This is a genomic window from Mesorhizobium sp. PAMC28654 (assembly GCF_020616515.1).
GTDB lineage: Bacteria > Pseudomonadota > Alphaproteobacteria > Rhizobiales > Rhizobiaceae > Mesorhizobium.
Window position 1 is genome coordinate 4,231,121 of sequence record NZ_CP085135.1, and the last position, 15,021, is coordinate 4,246,141.

The 15,021-nt window shown below is 64.5% G+C and carries 11 protein-coding genes; 6 read left to right on the forward strand and 5 right to left on the reverse strand.

Annotation, left to right across the window (positions count from 1 at the left end):
• Positions 1-15 precede the first annotated feature (15 nt).
• Genes zwf through LGH82_RS20755 form a run of 3 tightly spaced genes read right to left on the reverse strand, consistent with a single transcriptional unit; the run spans position 16 to position 4,880 of the window.
• Positions 16-1,392, reverse strand: a complete 1,377-nt coding sequence (gene zwf, locus LGH82_RS20745; RefSeq protein WP_227344513.1) for a glucose-6-phosphate dehydrogenase — start codon at positions 1,390-1,392, stop codon at positions 16-18.
• Between the two features lie 22 nt (positions 1,393-1,414).
• Positions 1,415-2,431, reverse strand: a complete 1,017-nt coding sequence (gene gnd, locus LGH82_RS20750; protein ID WP_227344514.1) for a phosphogluconate dehydrogenase (NAD(+)-dependent, decarboxylating) — start codon at positions 2,429-2,431, stop codon at positions 1,415-1,417.
• A 40-nt stretch (positions 2,432-2,471) separates the two neighbouring features.
• The gene (locus LGH82_RS20755) at positions 2,472-4,880 is read right to left on the reverse strand and encodes a glucan 1,4-alpha-glucosidase (protein WP_227344515.1); all 2,409 of its coding nucleotides are present in this window, start codon (positions 4,878-4,880) and stop codon (positions 2,472-2,474) included.
• A gap of 207 nt (positions 4,881-5,087) precedes the next feature.
• Here LGH82_RS20755 and LGH82_RS20760 point away from each other — a divergent pair, with 207 nt between their 5' ends.
• The 4 genes from LGH82_RS20760 to LGH82_RS20775 are packed head-to-tail and all read left to right on the forward strand — an operon-like array spanning position 5,088 to position 9,552.
• On the forward strand, positions 5,088-6,101 hold the full coding sequence (locus LGH82_RS20760; RefSeq protein WP_227344516.1) for a substrate-binding domain-containing protein: 1,014 nt from the start codon (positions 5,088-5,090) through the stop codon (positions 6,099-6,101).
• A 48-nt stretch (positions 6,102-6,149) separates the two neighbouring features.
• A complete protein-coding gene (locus tag LGH82_RS20765) occupies positions 6,150-7,619 on the forward strand; it encodes a sugar ABC transporter ATP-binding protein (RefSeq protein WP_227344517.1) in 1,470 nt (489 codons plus the stop codon).
• Position 7,620: 1 nt separating this feature from the next.
• Positions 7,621-8,601, forward strand: coding sequence for an ABC transporter permease (locus tag LGH82_RS20770; RefSeq protein WP_227344518.1), 981 nt, complete (start codon positions 7,621-7,623; stop codon positions 8,599-8,601).
• 3 nt (positions 8,602-8,604) lie between these two features.
• A complete protein-coding gene (locus LGH82_RS20775) occupies positions 8,605-9,552 on the forward strand; it encodes an ABC transporter permease (RefSeq protein ID WP_227344519.1) in 948 nt (315 codons plus the stop codon).
• A gap of 49 nt (positions 9,553-9,601) precedes the next feature.
• Here LGH82_RS20775 and LGH82_RS20780 read toward each other — a convergent pair whose 3' ends face one another.
• On the reverse strand, positions 9,602-10,381 hold the full coding sequence (locus LGH82_RS20780; RefSeq protein ID WP_227344520.1) for a TetR/AcrR family transcriptional regulator: 780 nt from the start codon (positions 10,379-10,381) through the stop codon (positions 9,602-9,604).
• Here LGH82_RS20780 and LGH82_RS20785 point away from each other — a divergent pair.
• Together LGH82_RS20785 and LGH82_RS20790 are read left to right on the forward strand one after the other, a co-directional pair.
• Complete coding sequence (locus tag LGH82_RS20785) at positions 10,338-12,008, forward strand: MFS transporter (protein WP_227344521.1); 1,671 nt, start codon at positions 10,338-10,340, stop codon at positions 12,006-12,008. The genes LGH82_RS20780 and LGH82_RS20785 overlap by 44 nt on opposite strands.
• A gap of 91 nt (positions 12,009-12,099) precedes the next feature.
• Entirely contained in the window at positions 12,100-14,172 is a 2,073-nt protein-coding gene (locus tag LGH82_RS20790) for a 3-hydroxyacyl-CoA dehydrogenase NAD-binding domain-containing protein (protein ID WP_227344522.1), read from the forward strand.
• A 29-nt stretch (positions 14,173-14,201) separates the two neighbouring features.
• Here LGH82_RS20790 and LGH82_RS20795 read toward each other — a convergent pair whose 3' ends face one another.
• Positions 14,202-15,008 (reverse strand): helix-turn-helix transcriptional regulator, encoded by an 807-nt coding sequence (locus tag LGH82_RS20795; protein WP_227344523.1) that lies wholly within the window; start codon positions 15,006-15,008, stop codon positions 14,202-14,204.
• Positions 15,009-15,021: the final 13 nt, after the last annotated feature.

Here is a 15,021-nt window from a genome sequence, read left to right on the forward strand (position 1 = left end):
TTCCCCTCCAAAAGACTATTTTGCCGGATCGATCCAGCCATTGGGTGGTCCGAACCCTGCCATGGCATCCCCTGGGCCCCATGTCAGCGGCTCATAAAGGTGCGGCGGCGTGGTGTCGCCAAGCACCGGCCCGACGATGCGCCAGGCGAGTTCGGCCGCGTCCTGGCGAGTGAACAGCTGGCCGTTGCCGTTCATGGCGTCGCCGATCAGCCGTTCATAGGGCGGCATGTCGCTCTTGCTGTTGTCCAGCGCGGTCAGTTCCACCTGCTCGCCGATCATGTCGTCGCCGGGCGCCTTGCGCTGCGCGCCGATGGCGATCATCACCTGCGGGTCGATGCGGAAGCGGACATAGTTCTGGTCGGCTGGCTTGATCGGGTCGAAGACGTCGAGCGGCGGCCGCTTCAACCGCACCACCACTTCGGTGACGTGCACCGGCATGTTCTTGCCGGCGCGGATGAAGAACGGCACGTCCTGCCAGCGCCATGTGTCGACGAAGAAGCGCACCGCCGCGAAGGTCTCGACCGGCGAATTCGGCGCCACGCCGGGTTCCTGGAGGTAGCCCTTGAACTGGCCGCGCACGACGTCGTCCCTGGTCAGCGTGCGGATTGCCCGGAGCACCTGCACCTTCTCGTCGATCAGGTCGTCGGCGGAGCGGCCGACCGGCGGCTCCATGGCGAGCAGCAGGAGGATGTTGAGCAGGTGGTTCTCGATGACGTCCCTGATGCAGCCGACCTCGTCGTAGAAGCGGCCGCGCCCCTCGACGCCGAAATCCTCGGCCATGGTGATCTGCATGCTTTCGACGAAGTTGCGGTTCCAGATCGGCTCGAGGAAGGAATTGGCGAAGCGGAAATAGAGCAGGTTCTGGATCGCCTCCTTGCCGAGATAATGGTCGATGCGAAAGATCGACTGTTCGTCGAACACCAGATGCAGGACACGGTTCAGCCAGCGCGCCGATTGCAAATCGTGACCGAAGGGCTTTTCCACCATCAGGCGCGCGCCATGCGCCGTGCCCGATTGCTCCAGCCCCTGGACGACCATCTCGAACATGTTCGGAGGCACCGCCATGTAGTGCAGCGGCCGCTGCGCGGTCCCGAGCGCGCTCTTCAGCTTCTCGAACGTGCCGGGATCCTTGTAGTCGCCACTGACGTAGCGAAGCAGGGAAGCGAGCTTGGCGAACACCTTCTCGTCGATACCGCCAAGCGCATTGACGATGCCGTCGCGGGCGCGGGCCTGCAACTGCTTCACGTCCCAGGGGTCGAAGGCAACGCCGATCACCGGCTCGGTGAGGGTTCCCTTGGCGACCATGGCGTAAAGCGCGGGGAAGATCTTCTTGTGGGCGAGATCGCCGGTTGCTCCAAAGAGCACCAGCGTGTCGGAGCGTTCCTGGCTCATGAGCGTGTCTCCCTGTTCACCGTCACGAGCCGGCCTTGGGCTTCTCGACATGCCCGCCGAAAGCGTAGCGCATGGCCGAGAGCAGCTTGTCGGCGAATTCGGATTCGCCCTGCGAGGAGAACCTGTCGAACAGGGCCGAGGACAGAACCGGGGCCGGCACGCCGGTGTCGATCGCCGCCTTCAGCGTCCAGCGTCCTTCGCCGGAATCCGAGACGCGACCGCCGAAATTCGCCAGCGAGGGGTCGGATTTGAGCGCGCCGGCGGTGAGGTCAAGCAGCCAGGAGCCGATGACGCTGCCATGCCGCCAGACCTCGGCCACCTCGGGGAGGTTGATATCGAACTGGTAGTATTCCGGGTTTTGCAGCGGGCTGGTCTCCGCATCCGCCTCGCGTTTCACCTTGCCAGAATTGCCGGCCTTGAGGATGTTCATGCCCTCGGCATAGGCCGCCATGACGCCGTATTCGATGCCGTTGTGGATCATCTTGACGAAACGACCGGCGCCGCTCGGGCCGCAATGCAGGTATCCGAAGGGTGCCGTGCCGCCGGCCTTGTCGGGAGCGGGCGCGCCGGCATCTGCGCCGGGCGCCAGCGTGGCGAAGATCGGATCAAGATGCTGGACCGCACCATCCGGCCCGCCGATCATCAGGCAGTAGCCGCGATCGAGGCCCCAGACGCCGCCGCTGGTGCCGACGTCGACATAGTTGAGGCCTTTCGACTGCAGCTTCGCCGCGCGATCGACATCGTCGTGATAGTAGGAATTGCCGCCGTCGATGATGATGTCGCCGGGCTCCATCAACCCGGCCGCCTGGTCCACGACCTTGCCGGTGATCGCGGCTGGCAGCATCAGCCACAGGCAGCGTGGCTTGGCGAGCTTGCCGATGAATTCCTCCATCGATGCCGCTCCGGACGCACCATCCTTGACCAGCGCGGCAACACTGGCCGCGTTGATGTCGTAGACGACGCATTCGTGGCCGGCACGCATCAGCCGCCGAACCATGTTGGCACCCATCCTGCCAAGTCCCATCATTCCGATCTGCATGTTCTCGTCCTGGTTTCTTGAGGGAAGATCTAAGGATGTCCTAGGGATTCTGGTCTTCGATACCGACGGAGAAGTCGACATTCTCCCAACAGCCGGCATCGGGCCAGTGAAAAGTGAAGGCCAGGGTTGTTCCGGCCGCAGCCGAGGCCACCGGGAGGTCCGCCAGATGGATGCCGAAGGCATTCTCGGCCGTGTCGCTGTCGACAGCGGTCGCCCAGCCATCGATGCTCCAGCGGATCACGGCACGGGCCGGCAGTTCGACGCGCAGCAGCTTGCCGGATGGCATCGTGCGTAGCTTGTTGTTGAACCGCCATGTCCGAAGCGGCGACACGGTCTTGTCCTCGATGTAGCGCTTCACGCCTTGCGGCGGCATGTCGAAGACGGTGCCGTCGCGTAGCGAGCGCAAGAGCTTGATATGCTCGGAATGGGCCCAGACCAGCGGCATGGCGCTGCCGGTCGGCCCGCCGAGCCGCAATTCGCGCTCCGGCATGTCGGGACCATCCCACGACTGTTCCGGCAGCAGGCCGCCGGGCTCGGCCGAGGCTTCCAGCGTCTTGAGCAGGCTTTCGGCGCTGGCCTTGTTTCCCGCCGCCAGTTCGTAGTGGGCGCGTTCGCCGGCCAGCAATGGCCAGGGCCTGCCCTGGCCGGTTCCGTCGAAAGGCGCGCCATCCTCATGCTCGCCATAGCCGTCATCGGTGTAGCGATACCAGAGCGGTCCTTGCGGCAGGTCGCGGCGCAATCGCGCGTCGATGACCTTGACGGTGTCGACGATGCGCGGATCGTCGGCGGCTCTCAGGCCGAAGCGGACGAGCGCCAGCGCATCCGGGCTGACGATGGCTTCGGCCGGCCGGTCAGCGTCGCCGGGCGGCCGGTTCTTGATCGGCACATAGCCGTCCTTCGGCGACGCGGCATCGGCCGTGTCGGGCGGCGCGATGCGGACGTAATAGCCGGAGACGCCGACTTCGGCACAGAGCGCGGTGCCACTGACATAGGTCCAGCGCTCGACCTGGTCGTTCCAGCTGTCAGCGGTTTCACGCAGATAGTTTGCCGGCTCTGCTTTGCCGCACACGTCGAACATGTCGGCGGCGGCAAGGAGCGCGGCGATCTCCACGGCCAGTGCGAAAGGGCTGTAGCCGGCATCCTCTTCCCAGCGGTCTTCACCGGTCACGGGGCCGTTCTTGGTGATGTAGGATGCCGCTCGCTCGATCATCAGCAGGAAGGGGAGCAGCTCTGCGCGGGGCAGATGGCCGGCGCGGCGCAACGCGTCGGCGAGCAGCAGTGGGAAGGCGCATTCATCCATCTGGATGCCCGGCCAGTAGGCGGTGCCGTCCAGCCAGACGTTTTGCGGCCAGTGTCCGTCGGCCTCCTGGATGGTGCGAAGGTAGGTGAGTATCTGCAGCGCTTCGTCGAGGTCGCCCGCCGCCATGAAGCCGCCTGCGGTTTCGACCAGATCGCGCGGCCAGACAAGATGGTAGCCACCGAGATCGTCGTCGCCCTTGTTGAAGCCCCAGGGGATCGACAGGCTGGCGACGGTCGCTCCGGGCTTCGCCGATGAACGATGCGTCGCCAGAACCGCCGTGCTGACGCGATAGGCATTGATGCCGGATGCCGGATGCCGGTCCAGCGGCACCAGACTCTTCTGCCATTTGCGCCATTGTTCGACATAGGATTTGGCCGCGGCCGGAAAACCCCGTTTCAAGCTGGCCAGGGCATTGTCGGCTGCTTCCTCGGGCGTCGCACCAAAACCCAAAGCCAGCAAGGCCTTGGTTTTGCTGGCGGAAAAGCCGATCTCGCCGGTCAGCGCCACGTTGCCGTTTTCGGCCCGTGGCGAAGCCGGATCAAGCCGGCCCGTATGATGGAGTTGCTGCCAGCCGTCGGAGACACCGACATAGCCCGCCGAGCATTCCCCCCACGGCAAGGAGGAAGCCAGCGCCAGGCAGGTGCCACGCCCCGACGCGAACAGCATCGTATTCCCCTTATGGTCGGCGATCCAGGCCGTGTTGCCCATGCCGGCATTGACCAGGTGGGGTGCCAGCAGCGCGTAGACGCGGTAGTCGCCGCCCTTCAGCGGCGTGAACTCGATCTCCTGCAGCAGCACTGGACGCGCCGGATCAGCGAGGATGCGCTTTTCGATCCGGTAGCTGCCATCGGCGGCGGTGTTGACCAGCCTGTAGGCGGGGACGCCGTCCTCGAAAGGTTCGATCTTGTGCTCGGCGTCGCGCTTCTCCTCGGAGAAGTATCCACCGGGGCCGGTCACGATCAGCCCCATGTCGCGCGTGCAGGCGCTGTCGACGCGCGGATAGTAGACCTCGTTGAGGATGCCATGACTGATCGTGAACCAGACACGGCCGGCCGGCGAAAATCCCGTTCCGACGCCGCTCTTGGCGCTTGACGTCCAACGCGCCGGAATTCCCGGGGCGCCCAGAGCAACAGTTGGCGCTTCTGCCATCTTGATTTCGGTCTCCTGCGCCATCCCTAGACCAGTACGCGAAGTCTTTTCAATCATCGCACCGCAAGTTGATCGCTGATCGTTCGCCAATCGCAGTTGACAAGCGCTGGCATCTGCATTTGTCTGACAATAGATAAAAAACAGGGACGGAACCGCATCAGTCACCAGAACTCAGCATAACCAACAGACCCATGGGAGGAGTATGACATGAAGAAACTATTCGTCTTGGGCGCCCTTGCCGCCGTGCTCGCAACCGGCACGGCCTTTGCGGATACCAGCGGCAAGAAGATCGCTTTCTCAAACAATTATGCCGGAAATTCCTGGCGGCAAGCCATGCTGGACAGTTATGGCATCGTTACCAAGAAGGCTGTCGCCGACAAGATCGTCGCAGCGGCCGACATCTTCACGACGGCCGACAAGGAAGTGCCGACGCAGGCAGCCCAGGTCCAGAACCTCATCCTGCAGGGCTATGACGCGATCGTCATCAATGCGGCTTCCCCGGATGCACTCAATGGCGCCATCAAGCAGGCCTGCGCCGCCGGCATCGTCGTCGTTTCCTTCGACGGTACGGTGACTGAACCCTGCGCCTATCGCGTCGTCGTCGACTTCAAGGATATGGGCAAGCAGGAAGTCGAGCAGATGGCCAAGTTCCAGCCCAAGGGCGGCAATCTGCTGGAAATCCGCGGTCTCGCCGGCACGTCAATCGACGATGCCATCCATGCCGGAATTCTGGAAGGTATCGCGGCTCATCCCGAATTCAAGATCGTCGGTTCCGTGACAGGCGACTGGGACCAGACCACGGCCCAGAAGGCCGTCGCGACGATCCTGCCTTCGCTGCCGGATGTCGTCGGCATCGTCGACCAGGGTGGTGACGGCTATGGTGCGGCGCAGGCTTTTGCCGCCGCCGGCAAGCCGCGCCCGACCATCATCATGGGCAACCGCCAGGACGAACTTCAATGGTGGAAGGAGCAGAAGGACAAGGACGGCTACAAGACCTGGTCGGCTTCCATCGCGCCCGGCGTGTCTTCGCTTGCCTTCTGGGTGGCGCAGCAGGTCCTCGACGGCCGCACCGACATTCCGCACGATCTCCTGGTGCCCTACCTCGCTTTCACACAGGATGACTTCGAGGCAGAGCTGCCCAAGATCGTCAAGGGTGGTGTTGCCAGCCACGAATACACGCAAGCTGACGCCATGGCGGCTATCAAAGCCAACATCAAGTGAGCCCGGGGCGACCGTTGCCGTCCGTATTGCCACCGGATACCGTCAAGCATGGCTGAAACACGGTCCGGGGGCAGTGCGGACATCATCAGGTTGGACAGCGCCGCAAAGCATTTCGGCGCTGTCCGCGCGCTTGACGGTGTCGATTTCAGCGTCCGTTCCGGCGAGTGTGTCGGTCTCGTCGGCCATAATGGTGCCGGCAAGTCGACGTTGATGCATATGGTGGCGGGCACGTTGCTGCCCGACAGCGGCCAGATCGCGGTGCGTGGCCACAGGGAGCAAAACTACTCCGTGCCTCGCGCGCAAAGGCTCGGCATACGCTGCGTCTTCCAGGAACTGTCGCTTTGTCCCAACCTCAGCGTCGCCGAGAATACGCGCATCAACCACCCTTCGCTGCGCGGTTTTGGCTGGCGGCGCAAGGCGGCCGATCTCATCACCGCCAAGCTGGACGAGATATTCCCAGGCCACACCATATCCGCGGCCGATATCGCGGGCGACCTTTCGATCGGCCGGCGCCAGATGGTGGAGGTGGCGCGGGCCTTCACCGTCACGCAGGATCCGCTCGAACTGGTCATCCTCGACGAGCCGACGTCGTCACTCGATGCGCATACGGCGGGGCAGCTGCTGGCTTTCGTCCGGCGCTTTGTCGCCAGCGGACACAGCTGCATCCTGATCTCGCATCTGCTGGGCGAGGTACTTGGCAATGCGGACCGCATCGTGGTGATGCGCGACGGCAAGATCGTGGCAGCCGCGGCGGCTGATACTTTCGATCGCGACAAGCTCGTGACGGCAATGGGCGGAGCGGAGGCTCACAAGAAGGCAGCGGCCTCGATTGCGCCAAGGCCCGAGGCCGGCGTGCTCAGGGTCAGAGCCCGGCAGCAGGACGGCCGGGAACTCGTAGCGCATGCGGGCCAGATCATCGGCCTCGCCGGACTGGCGGGCCACGGACAGACGGATCTGCTGCTGGCAATCTTCGCAGCCGCCACGCGCGCCCGGCCCGGCATCGAGGTCACCGCGCCGGTGGCCCTGGTGGCCGGCGATCGGCAGTCGGACGGTATCTTCCCGCAATGGTCGATTGCGCGGAACATCGGCATCCGCTCGCTGGCGCGCCTGCGCGCCGGGCTGCTGATCTCCCCGCAGCGCGAGGCCGAACTTGCCGAGTTCTGGCAAAGGAAGATCGGCATCCGCACCCCCGACATGAACAACAACATCTTCTCGCTATCGGGCGGCAACCAGCAGAAGGCCCTGTTTGCCCGCGCGCTCGGCTCCGACGCTGACATCGTGCTGATGGACGATCCAATGCGCGGCGTCGATATCGGTACCAAGCTCGAAGTCTATGACCTTGTGCGCGAAGAGGCGCGTCAGGGCCGCACCTTCCTCTGGTACACCACGGAAACGGAAGAGCTCGACAATTGCGACCACATCCATGTCTTCAAGAATGGCCGCATCGTCGCCAATCTGCGCCGCGACGAGTTGACCGAAGAGAAGATCATCCAGTCCTCATTCGGCGACGCGGCCTGAGATGACGGCTGCCAGCGTCGAGCCCACCGCCAAGAATTCCCTGGAGCGTGGCGCGCTGGCGCGCGCGCGTCTGCTGCGCGGGCTGCTGCCGGCGCTATCGCTGGCGATTGTGCTGATCGCCATCGCCTGGCTCAATCCGCGCGCCATCAGCTATTTCGGCTTCAGCCTGATGCTGAACCTGGCGATCCCGATCGCGTTGGCGACGATCGCACAGATGTTCGTCATCGCCGGCAACGAGCTGGACCTGTCGATCGGCACCTTTGTCGGGTTCGTTGGCTGTGTCACCGCCACCTGGCTGAAGGACGCCCCGCTTGTCGGCGTTGTCATCCTGCTCGGGTCGATCGGCGTCTATGCTCTGCTCGGCGCGCTGATCCTTCTGCGCAACCTGCCCTCGATCGTGGTGACGCTCGGCATGAGCTTCGTCTGGCAGGGGCTGGCCATTCTCGTCCTGCCCAAGCCCGGCGGCAAGGCGCCGGACTGGCTGCTGGCGTTCATGGCGTTCAAGCCGCCTCTGGTTCCGTTCCCGATCATCGCGGCGCTGCTGATCGGCCTCATCGTCCATTTCGGCCTGATGCGCACCTCCTATGGCGTCATCCTGCGTGGCTCCGGCGGCAATCCGGCAGCCCTTGGGCGCGCCGGCTGGTCGCTGCTCAAGACCAAGATTGCGCTGTTCGCGCTGGCCGGCCTGTTTGGCGTGCTATCCGGCATGGCTCTGATCGGCATCACCACCTCGGCCGACGCCAATATCGGCAACGGCTATACGCTGCTGGCGATCGCCGGCGTCATCCTTGGTGGCGGCGAATTCGTCGGCGGCCGGGTGTCGCCAATCGGTGCGGTGATCGGCGCGCTGACGCTGGCGCTTGCCGCCTCGCCGCTGCTCACCTTCATGCACATCCCGCCCGACTGGCAGGTGGCCGCCAATGGGGCCATCCTGATCATCGTGCTTGCGGCGCGGGTGCTGATCAGCCGCAGGGAGAGGTGAGCGATGGCGTTGGTGAAATCGCTGGTTGCCAAACCCTGGATCTGGTCGTTCCTCGGCGCGTTGCTGGTGTGGCTGGCGACGATCATCTTCACCGGCGGCTACGGCGCCGGCGGCATGATCACGGCCGCACTTTCGCTTGCCGTCTTCACCGTTATCGTCGGTGTCGGCCAGATGTTCGTCATCACGCTCGGCCCCGGCAATGTCGACCTGTCGCTGCCGGCCAATATCGGCCTTGCCAGCGCCGTCGCGATGAAAGTGATGGACGGCAACGACTCCATGATCGTGGTCGGGCTGCTGGCGGCGATCGCCTGCGGCATGGCGGTTGGCGCCGTCAACTATCTGTTGATCTGGGCGCTGCGCATCCCGCCGATCATAGCCACGCTGTCGGCCAGCTTCATCATCCAGTCGATCGACATCAGCTATGGGCGCGGGCTGCAGATCAAGCCTCCGCCGGGTTTCGCCGACTTCGCCAACTGGCAGATTCTTGGCATTCCGGTGCTGGCGATCCTCACCGTGCTGTTCACCATCGGTGCGGCCATCGCCTTGAAGCGCATGATCTATGGACGCTCGGTGCTGGCGATCGGCCAGAACATCCGCGCCGCGTGGCTCGCCGGCGTCAATGTCGGCCGCATCCGCTTCCTTACCTATACGCTGTCGGGGGCGCTCGGCGGCATCGACGGCGCGCTGCTCGCCGGCTATTTCCGTGGCGCCAATGTCGATATCGGCAATGAATATCTACTCGCCTCGATCGCAGTCGTCGTTATCGGCGGCACGTCGGTGGCCGGCGGCAAGGCCAACGTGCCCGGCGTATGGGGCGCGGCGCTGTTCCTGGTGCTGCTCTTGACCATGCTCAACACATTCGGCGTCAGCGCCGGCGTTCGGTTGTTGCTGACGGGGTTGATTATCGTCGGGGTGATCACGGCGGCGGGTGGGCAGAAGGCGCTGCGCTAAGCCACACGTTCGTCATCCTCGGGTGCGTCGCTTCGCTCCTTGCTTCGCCCTAGGATGACGAGGCTGTTTCCAGGTGCCGGGCAAGCATCAGCCGCAATTCCTCCAGAACGCCGTCGCGCAATCTCTTTTCGCCGACCAGCGCCAGCGGGATGCGCATCAGCTGCGGCACGATGACGGCGAGACGTTCGGCCTGGCCGGTTGGCAGCGGCGGTTCGGCCTGGGCAAACAGGGCGGCGATCTGGGCCCGTCGTCTCGCGCGCATCTGGCGCCGCCAGCCATCGTCGCCGGGAAGGTCGAGCAGCGCCGAATAGGCAGGATGCGACGCGAGGAAGTCGCCGAGCACATCGAACAGAGCATCGGCGATCGCCGCCGGCGCGAGGCCCTTGGCGCGTTCCTGCAATGCGTCGAGTTGAGCGGACAGAGCTTCCGCGTGCTCGGCCAGAATGGCCTCGGCCAACGCCTCCTTGGTCGGGAAGAACAGATAGAGCGTGCCGATGGCCGCACCGGCGCGCGCGGCGATCTCGGTCATCGTCGTGGCATCAAAGCCTTTCTCGACGAACAGCTGCGCGGCACTCGCCATCAATGCGGCGACACGCTCGCGTCCTCTTTTTTGCTGCGGTGCACGCGGATTCGCCACCGAGGCTCTTGCTTTTTCCGAGGCCATCCTCATATTTCCAAACCTGAGACTATCCTCATATATAGCGCTGGCGACCAGCACGCCAGCATCTTCGAGAGTTGCCATCATGAATGCCGCCACACCGGATCGCCTACAGAGCCACAAATGGATGGTTCTGAGCAATACCACGCTCGGCATGCTGGCCGCCGCCATCAACGGCTCGATCCTGCTGATCAGCCTGCCGGCCGTGTTTCGCGGCATCGGCCTCAAGGCGCTCGATCCCGGCAACATCAACTACCTACTCTGGGCGATCATCGGCTACATGATCGCCACGGCGGTGCTCGTTGTCGCCTTCGGCCGGCTGGGCGACCAGTTCGGCCGCGCGAAAATGTACAATCTCGGCTTCGCCATCTTCACCGCCGCCTCGATCGCGCTCAGCCTGTTGCCGGGACAGGGCGATTTCGCCGCGATGTACCTGATTTCAGTGCGCATCATCCAGGGCATTGGCGGCGCGCTGATCATGGCCAATTCCACGGCGCTATTGACCGACGCGTTTCCGGAAAACGAGCGCGGCTTCGCGCTCGGCATCAACGTGGTGGCGGCCATCGGCGGCCAGTTCATCGGCCTGCTGATTGGCGGGCTGCTCGCCGACACCGACTGGCGGCTGGTGTTCTGGATCAACGTGCCGTTCGGTCTTGTCGGCACGGTCTGGGCGTATCTCAAGCTGCATGACGCGCCGAACCGCTCCACGCATACGATCGATTGGCTCGGCAATATCAGCTTCGGGCTTGGCCTAGTGCTGATCCTCACCGCCATCACTTACGGCCTGCAGCCCTATGGCGATCAGGTCATGGCATGGACCAGCCCCAAGGTGCTGACCCTGTTCGCCATCGGCTTCATCTCGCTGATCGCCTTCATCTTCATCGAGCAGCGCGTCGCCAAGCCGATGCTGGACCTGAAACTGTTCCGCATCCCCGGCTTTGCCTATGGCAACATCGCCAACCTTGCCTCGGGCATCGCGCGCGGCGGGCTGCAGTTCATGCTCATCGTCTGGCTGCAAGGCATCTGGCTGCCGCTGCATGGCTATTCGTTCGAGGAGACGCCGCTGTGGTCGGCGATCTTCATGCTGCCACTGACCATCGGCTTCCTGATCGCCGGGCCGGTGTCCGGCTATTTCTCGGACCGGGTCGGCGGCGTGCCCTTCGCGGTCGGCGGCATGGTCGTGGGTGCTGCCAGTTTCGTGGCGCTGATGGCACTGCCGGCGGACTTCTCCTACACCGCCTTCGCCGCACTTCTGTTCCTCAACGGCCTTGGCTCGGGCCTGTTCGTGGCGCCGAACTCGACGCAGATCATGAACTCGGTGCCGGCGCGCGAACGCGGCCAGGCCTCTGGAATGCGCGCCACCACCACCAATGCCGGGCAGGTGCTGTCGATCGGCCTGTTCTTCAGCCTGATGATCTTGGGCCTTGCCGCCAGCCTGCCGCAGAGCATGGAGGCCGGGCTGCTGGCGCAGCATGTGCCGCAAGCCATTGCGCACCAGATCGCCAACATGCCGCCGGTCGCCAGCCTGTTCGCCGCCTTCCTCGGCTACAATCCGATGGGAGAACTGATCCCGGCAGACGTCCTGCACGCGCTGCCGCAGCAGAGCATCGACACGCTGACCGGCCACGCCTTCTTCCCCGAACTGATGTCGGGACCGTTCAAGCATGGCCTCGTCTTCGCTTTCACCTTCTCGGCGATCCTCTATCTGGTCGCCGCCTTCGCCTCCTGGCGCGGCGGGCGCACCGTCAATGTCGCAATGCCGGAGATGATGGCGGCGGAGGCTGCCAGCCGGCGCTAATCATTGTCGGCATCCGGTTCCCATTCGCGTCATGGCGCTGTAAACCCCGTTCGCGCGGCCTTGGCCGCTCACCATTGTTGGGAGGTTCTGCTTGTCCGATTTCCTGAAGATCAGCCGGGACGGCGATGTCGCCATCGTCACCATCGACAATCCACCGGTCAACGCGCTGAGTTTTCATGTCCGCGAGCCGCTGATGCAGGCGCTGGTTTCCTTGCGCGACGATCCATCGGTCGCGGCCATTGTCATCGCCTGTGCCGGCCGAACCTTTGTCGCCGGCGCCGACATCACCGAATTCGGCAAGCCGGTGCAGCAGCCCGATCTGCGCGCGCTGATCGCAACGCTCGAGACCATCGCCAAGCCGACGGTGGCGGCCATCCATGGAACCGCGCTCGGCGGCGGCCTGGAATTGGCACTCGGATGCCATTTCCGCGTCGCGGACGTTGGCGCCAAGCTTGGCCTGCCCGAGGTGAAACTCGGCCTGTTGCCGGGTGGCGGCGGCACGGTGCGGCTGCCGCGTCTGGTCGGGGCGGTGAAGGCGCTGAGGATGATCGTTTCGGGTACGCCGATCGGTGCGGACGAGGCGTATGCCGCCGGTCTGGTCGACGCCGTCTTCCATGGCGATCTGACCGCGCATGCGGTGAACTTCGCCAGGGAAATAGCCCGCAAGGGTGGTCCCTTTACACCGGTGCGCGACCGCGATGACGAGCTCAAGGAAACCGACCTGGCGGCTTTCGATGCCGAAGCCGCGTTGCTCGCCAAAAAAGCGCGTGGGCTCGAGGCGCCGGTCGCCTGTGCTCAAGCGGTGCGCAACGCCGTCACGCTGCCTTTCGACGAAGCGCTGGCGGCGGAGCGCGCGCTGTTCGTGACGCTGGTCGCCAGCGACCAGTCGCGGGCGCAGCGCCATCTGTTCTTCGCCGAACGTGAGGCGGCAAAGAGCTCGGCCAAAGACATCGTCAAGCGCAGGATCGCCCGTGTCGGCGTCATCGGCGCCGGCACGATGGGCGGCGGCATCGCCATGGCTTTCGCCAATGGCGGCTACCCAGTCACCTTGCTGGAAACCAGCCATGAGGCGCTGCAGCGCGGGCTCGGCACGATCGAGAAGAACTATGCCGTATCCGTCACGCGCGGTTCCTTGACCGAGGACGCCAAGCGCGACCGGCTCGCCCAGTTCAAGGGTTCCACCGACTATGCCGACCTTGCGGATTGCGACCTGATCGTCGAGGCGGTGTTCGAGGACATGGCGGTCAAGAAAGAGGTGTTCGGCAAACTCGACGCGGTGGCCAAGCCCGGTGCAATCCTCGCCACCAACACCTCCTATCTCGACATCAACGAGGTCGCCGCCTCGATGTCGCGGCCTCAGGATGTGCTCGGCCTGCATTTCTTCTCGCCAGCCAATGTCATGAAGCTGCTGGAGATCGTGCGCGCCGACAAGACCGCGCCAGATGCGCTGGCGACCGTCGTCGATATGGCGCGGCGGATCGGCAAGGTGGCTGTCGTCGTCGGTGTCTGCCACGGCTTCGTCGGCAATCGCATGCTGGCCGCGCGTGGCTCCGAGTCCGAAGCGCTGCTGCTCGAAGGGGCAACGCCCAGCCAGATCGACCAGGCGTTCACCGATTTCGGCTGGCCGATGGGACCGTTCCAGATGGGCGATCTCGCCGGCCTCGATATCGGCTGGCGCAACCGCAAGGCACGCGGCCTGACGGCTGTCATCGCCGACACGTTGTGCGAACAGGGACGTTTCGGCCAGAAGACCGGCCGTGGCTTCTATCTCTACGAAGCCGGCGCGCGCACGCCGGTTGCCGATCCCGAGGTCGAGGCGCTGATCCGCGCCAAGGCGGCCGAGAAGGGCATCGCGGCACGCGCGATCGGTGCCGAGGAGATCATCGAGCGCACGGTCTATCCGATGATCAACGAGGGCGCGAAGATCCTGGAGGAAGGGATAGCGGCCCGCGCGTCCGACATCGACCTCGTCTGGGTCAACGGTTATGGTTTCCCCATAGGCAAGGGCGGCCCGATGTTCTGGGCCGGACTTGAAGGCGCGGCCAAGATCATCGAGCGGCTCGAATACTGGCATCAGCGGACGGCCAAGGATGTCTTCAAGCCGGCTCCGCTGCTCCGGCGGATGGCGGAAACTGGTTCGTGGGAAGGCAGCGCCTCCAACTGACACGGCCGTTGGGCGACATTGTTAACCGGCTACCTTATCCGCGCGTCGATGATCTCGACGAAGCGGGCGAATAGCCCGGCCTGCGACTTGATCTTGAGCTTGCGGTAGATGTTGCGGCGATGGACCTTCACGGTTCCTGGCACGATGCGCATGGCCCTGGCGATCGATTCCGTGGAATGTCCCTGCAGCACCAGATCGACAACATGCTTTTCGCGCGGCGTCAGTGACAGGCTCTGCCAGATATGCGCGCGGTCGAACTCGTTGACCGGGGCAACCGCCTCGTCCTGCGTGGTTTCCGTGGGTTCGTCGGCCGGAAGGTTCGGCCAGCGCAATCTGGCGAAGCTGATCACAGCGGGGGCCATGTCGCGCAGCAGCCTGGCATGGGCCGTTCCGAAGGGTCCGGAAGCACGCAGCCGCATCAGCGAGAGCACCAGCGCGTCCTTACCCGGCAGCGGCACGAAGAAGCCGACCTCCTCGGCCAGCCTCGTCTGGCTGTAGTAGGATCGAAAATACTCGCTGGTATAGAAACGGTCCGGCGCCAGTTCGCGCATGCGCCAGAACCCTTCCTTGCGTTCGACCGCCGCGTGGTGGAACGGGTCGAGCAGATAGGGCCCTTCCTGGTAGAGCGCGACGAAGACGTGGCTTTCCGCTGGTGAAAACGTCTCGAACAGCAGCGGCGGGCGCGCGGCACCGCGATAGCCGAAGATCACGCAGTGGTCGAAGCTGACATGCTGCCGCAGCCAATCGACCATCGCCTTGCCGAAGAGGTCGCCGCTCGTCTCCCGCGTCGCGGCGACAAGCTGGGCAAGCCGGTTGTATTCGTCGCTGCGGGACACGCTCGGCCATACC

Coding starts and splice junctions, on each gene's coding strand:
- zwf (WP_227344513.1), bottom strand. CDS start 1,392: ATGAGCCAGGAACGCTCCGACACGCTGGTGCTCTTTGGAGCAACCGGC.
- gnd (WP_227344514.1), bottom strand. CDS start 2,431: ATGCAGATCGGAATGATGGGACTTGGCAGGATGGGTGCCAACATGGTT.
- LGH82_RS20755 (WP_227344515.1), bottom strand. CDS start 4,880: ATGGCAGAAGCGCCAACTGTTGCTCTGGGCGCCCCGGGAATTCCGGCG.
- LGH82_RS20760 (WP_227344516.1), top strand. CDS start 5,088: ATGAAGAAACTATTCGTCTTGGGCGCCCTTGCCGCCGTGCTCGCAACC.
- LGH82_RS20765 (WP_227344517.1), top strand. CDS start 6,150: ATGGCTGAAACACGGTCCGGGGGCAGTGCGGACATCATCAGGTTGGAC.
- LGH82_RS20770 (WP_227344518.1), top strand. CDS start 7,621: ATGACGGCTGCCAGCGTCGAGCCCACCGCCAAGAATTCCCTGGAGCGT.
- LGH82_RS20775 (WP_227344519.1), top strand. CDS start 8,605: ATGGCGTTGGTGAAATCGCTGGTTGCCAAACCCTGGATCTGGTCGTTC.
- LGH82_RS20785 (WP_227344521.1), top strand. CDS start 10,338: ATGGTTCTGAGCAATACCACGCTCGGCATGCTGGCCGCCGCCATCAAC.
- LGH82_RS20780 (WP_227344520.1), bottom strand. CDS start 10,381: ATGGCGGCGGCCAGCATGCCGAGCGTGGTATTGCTCAGAACCATCCAT.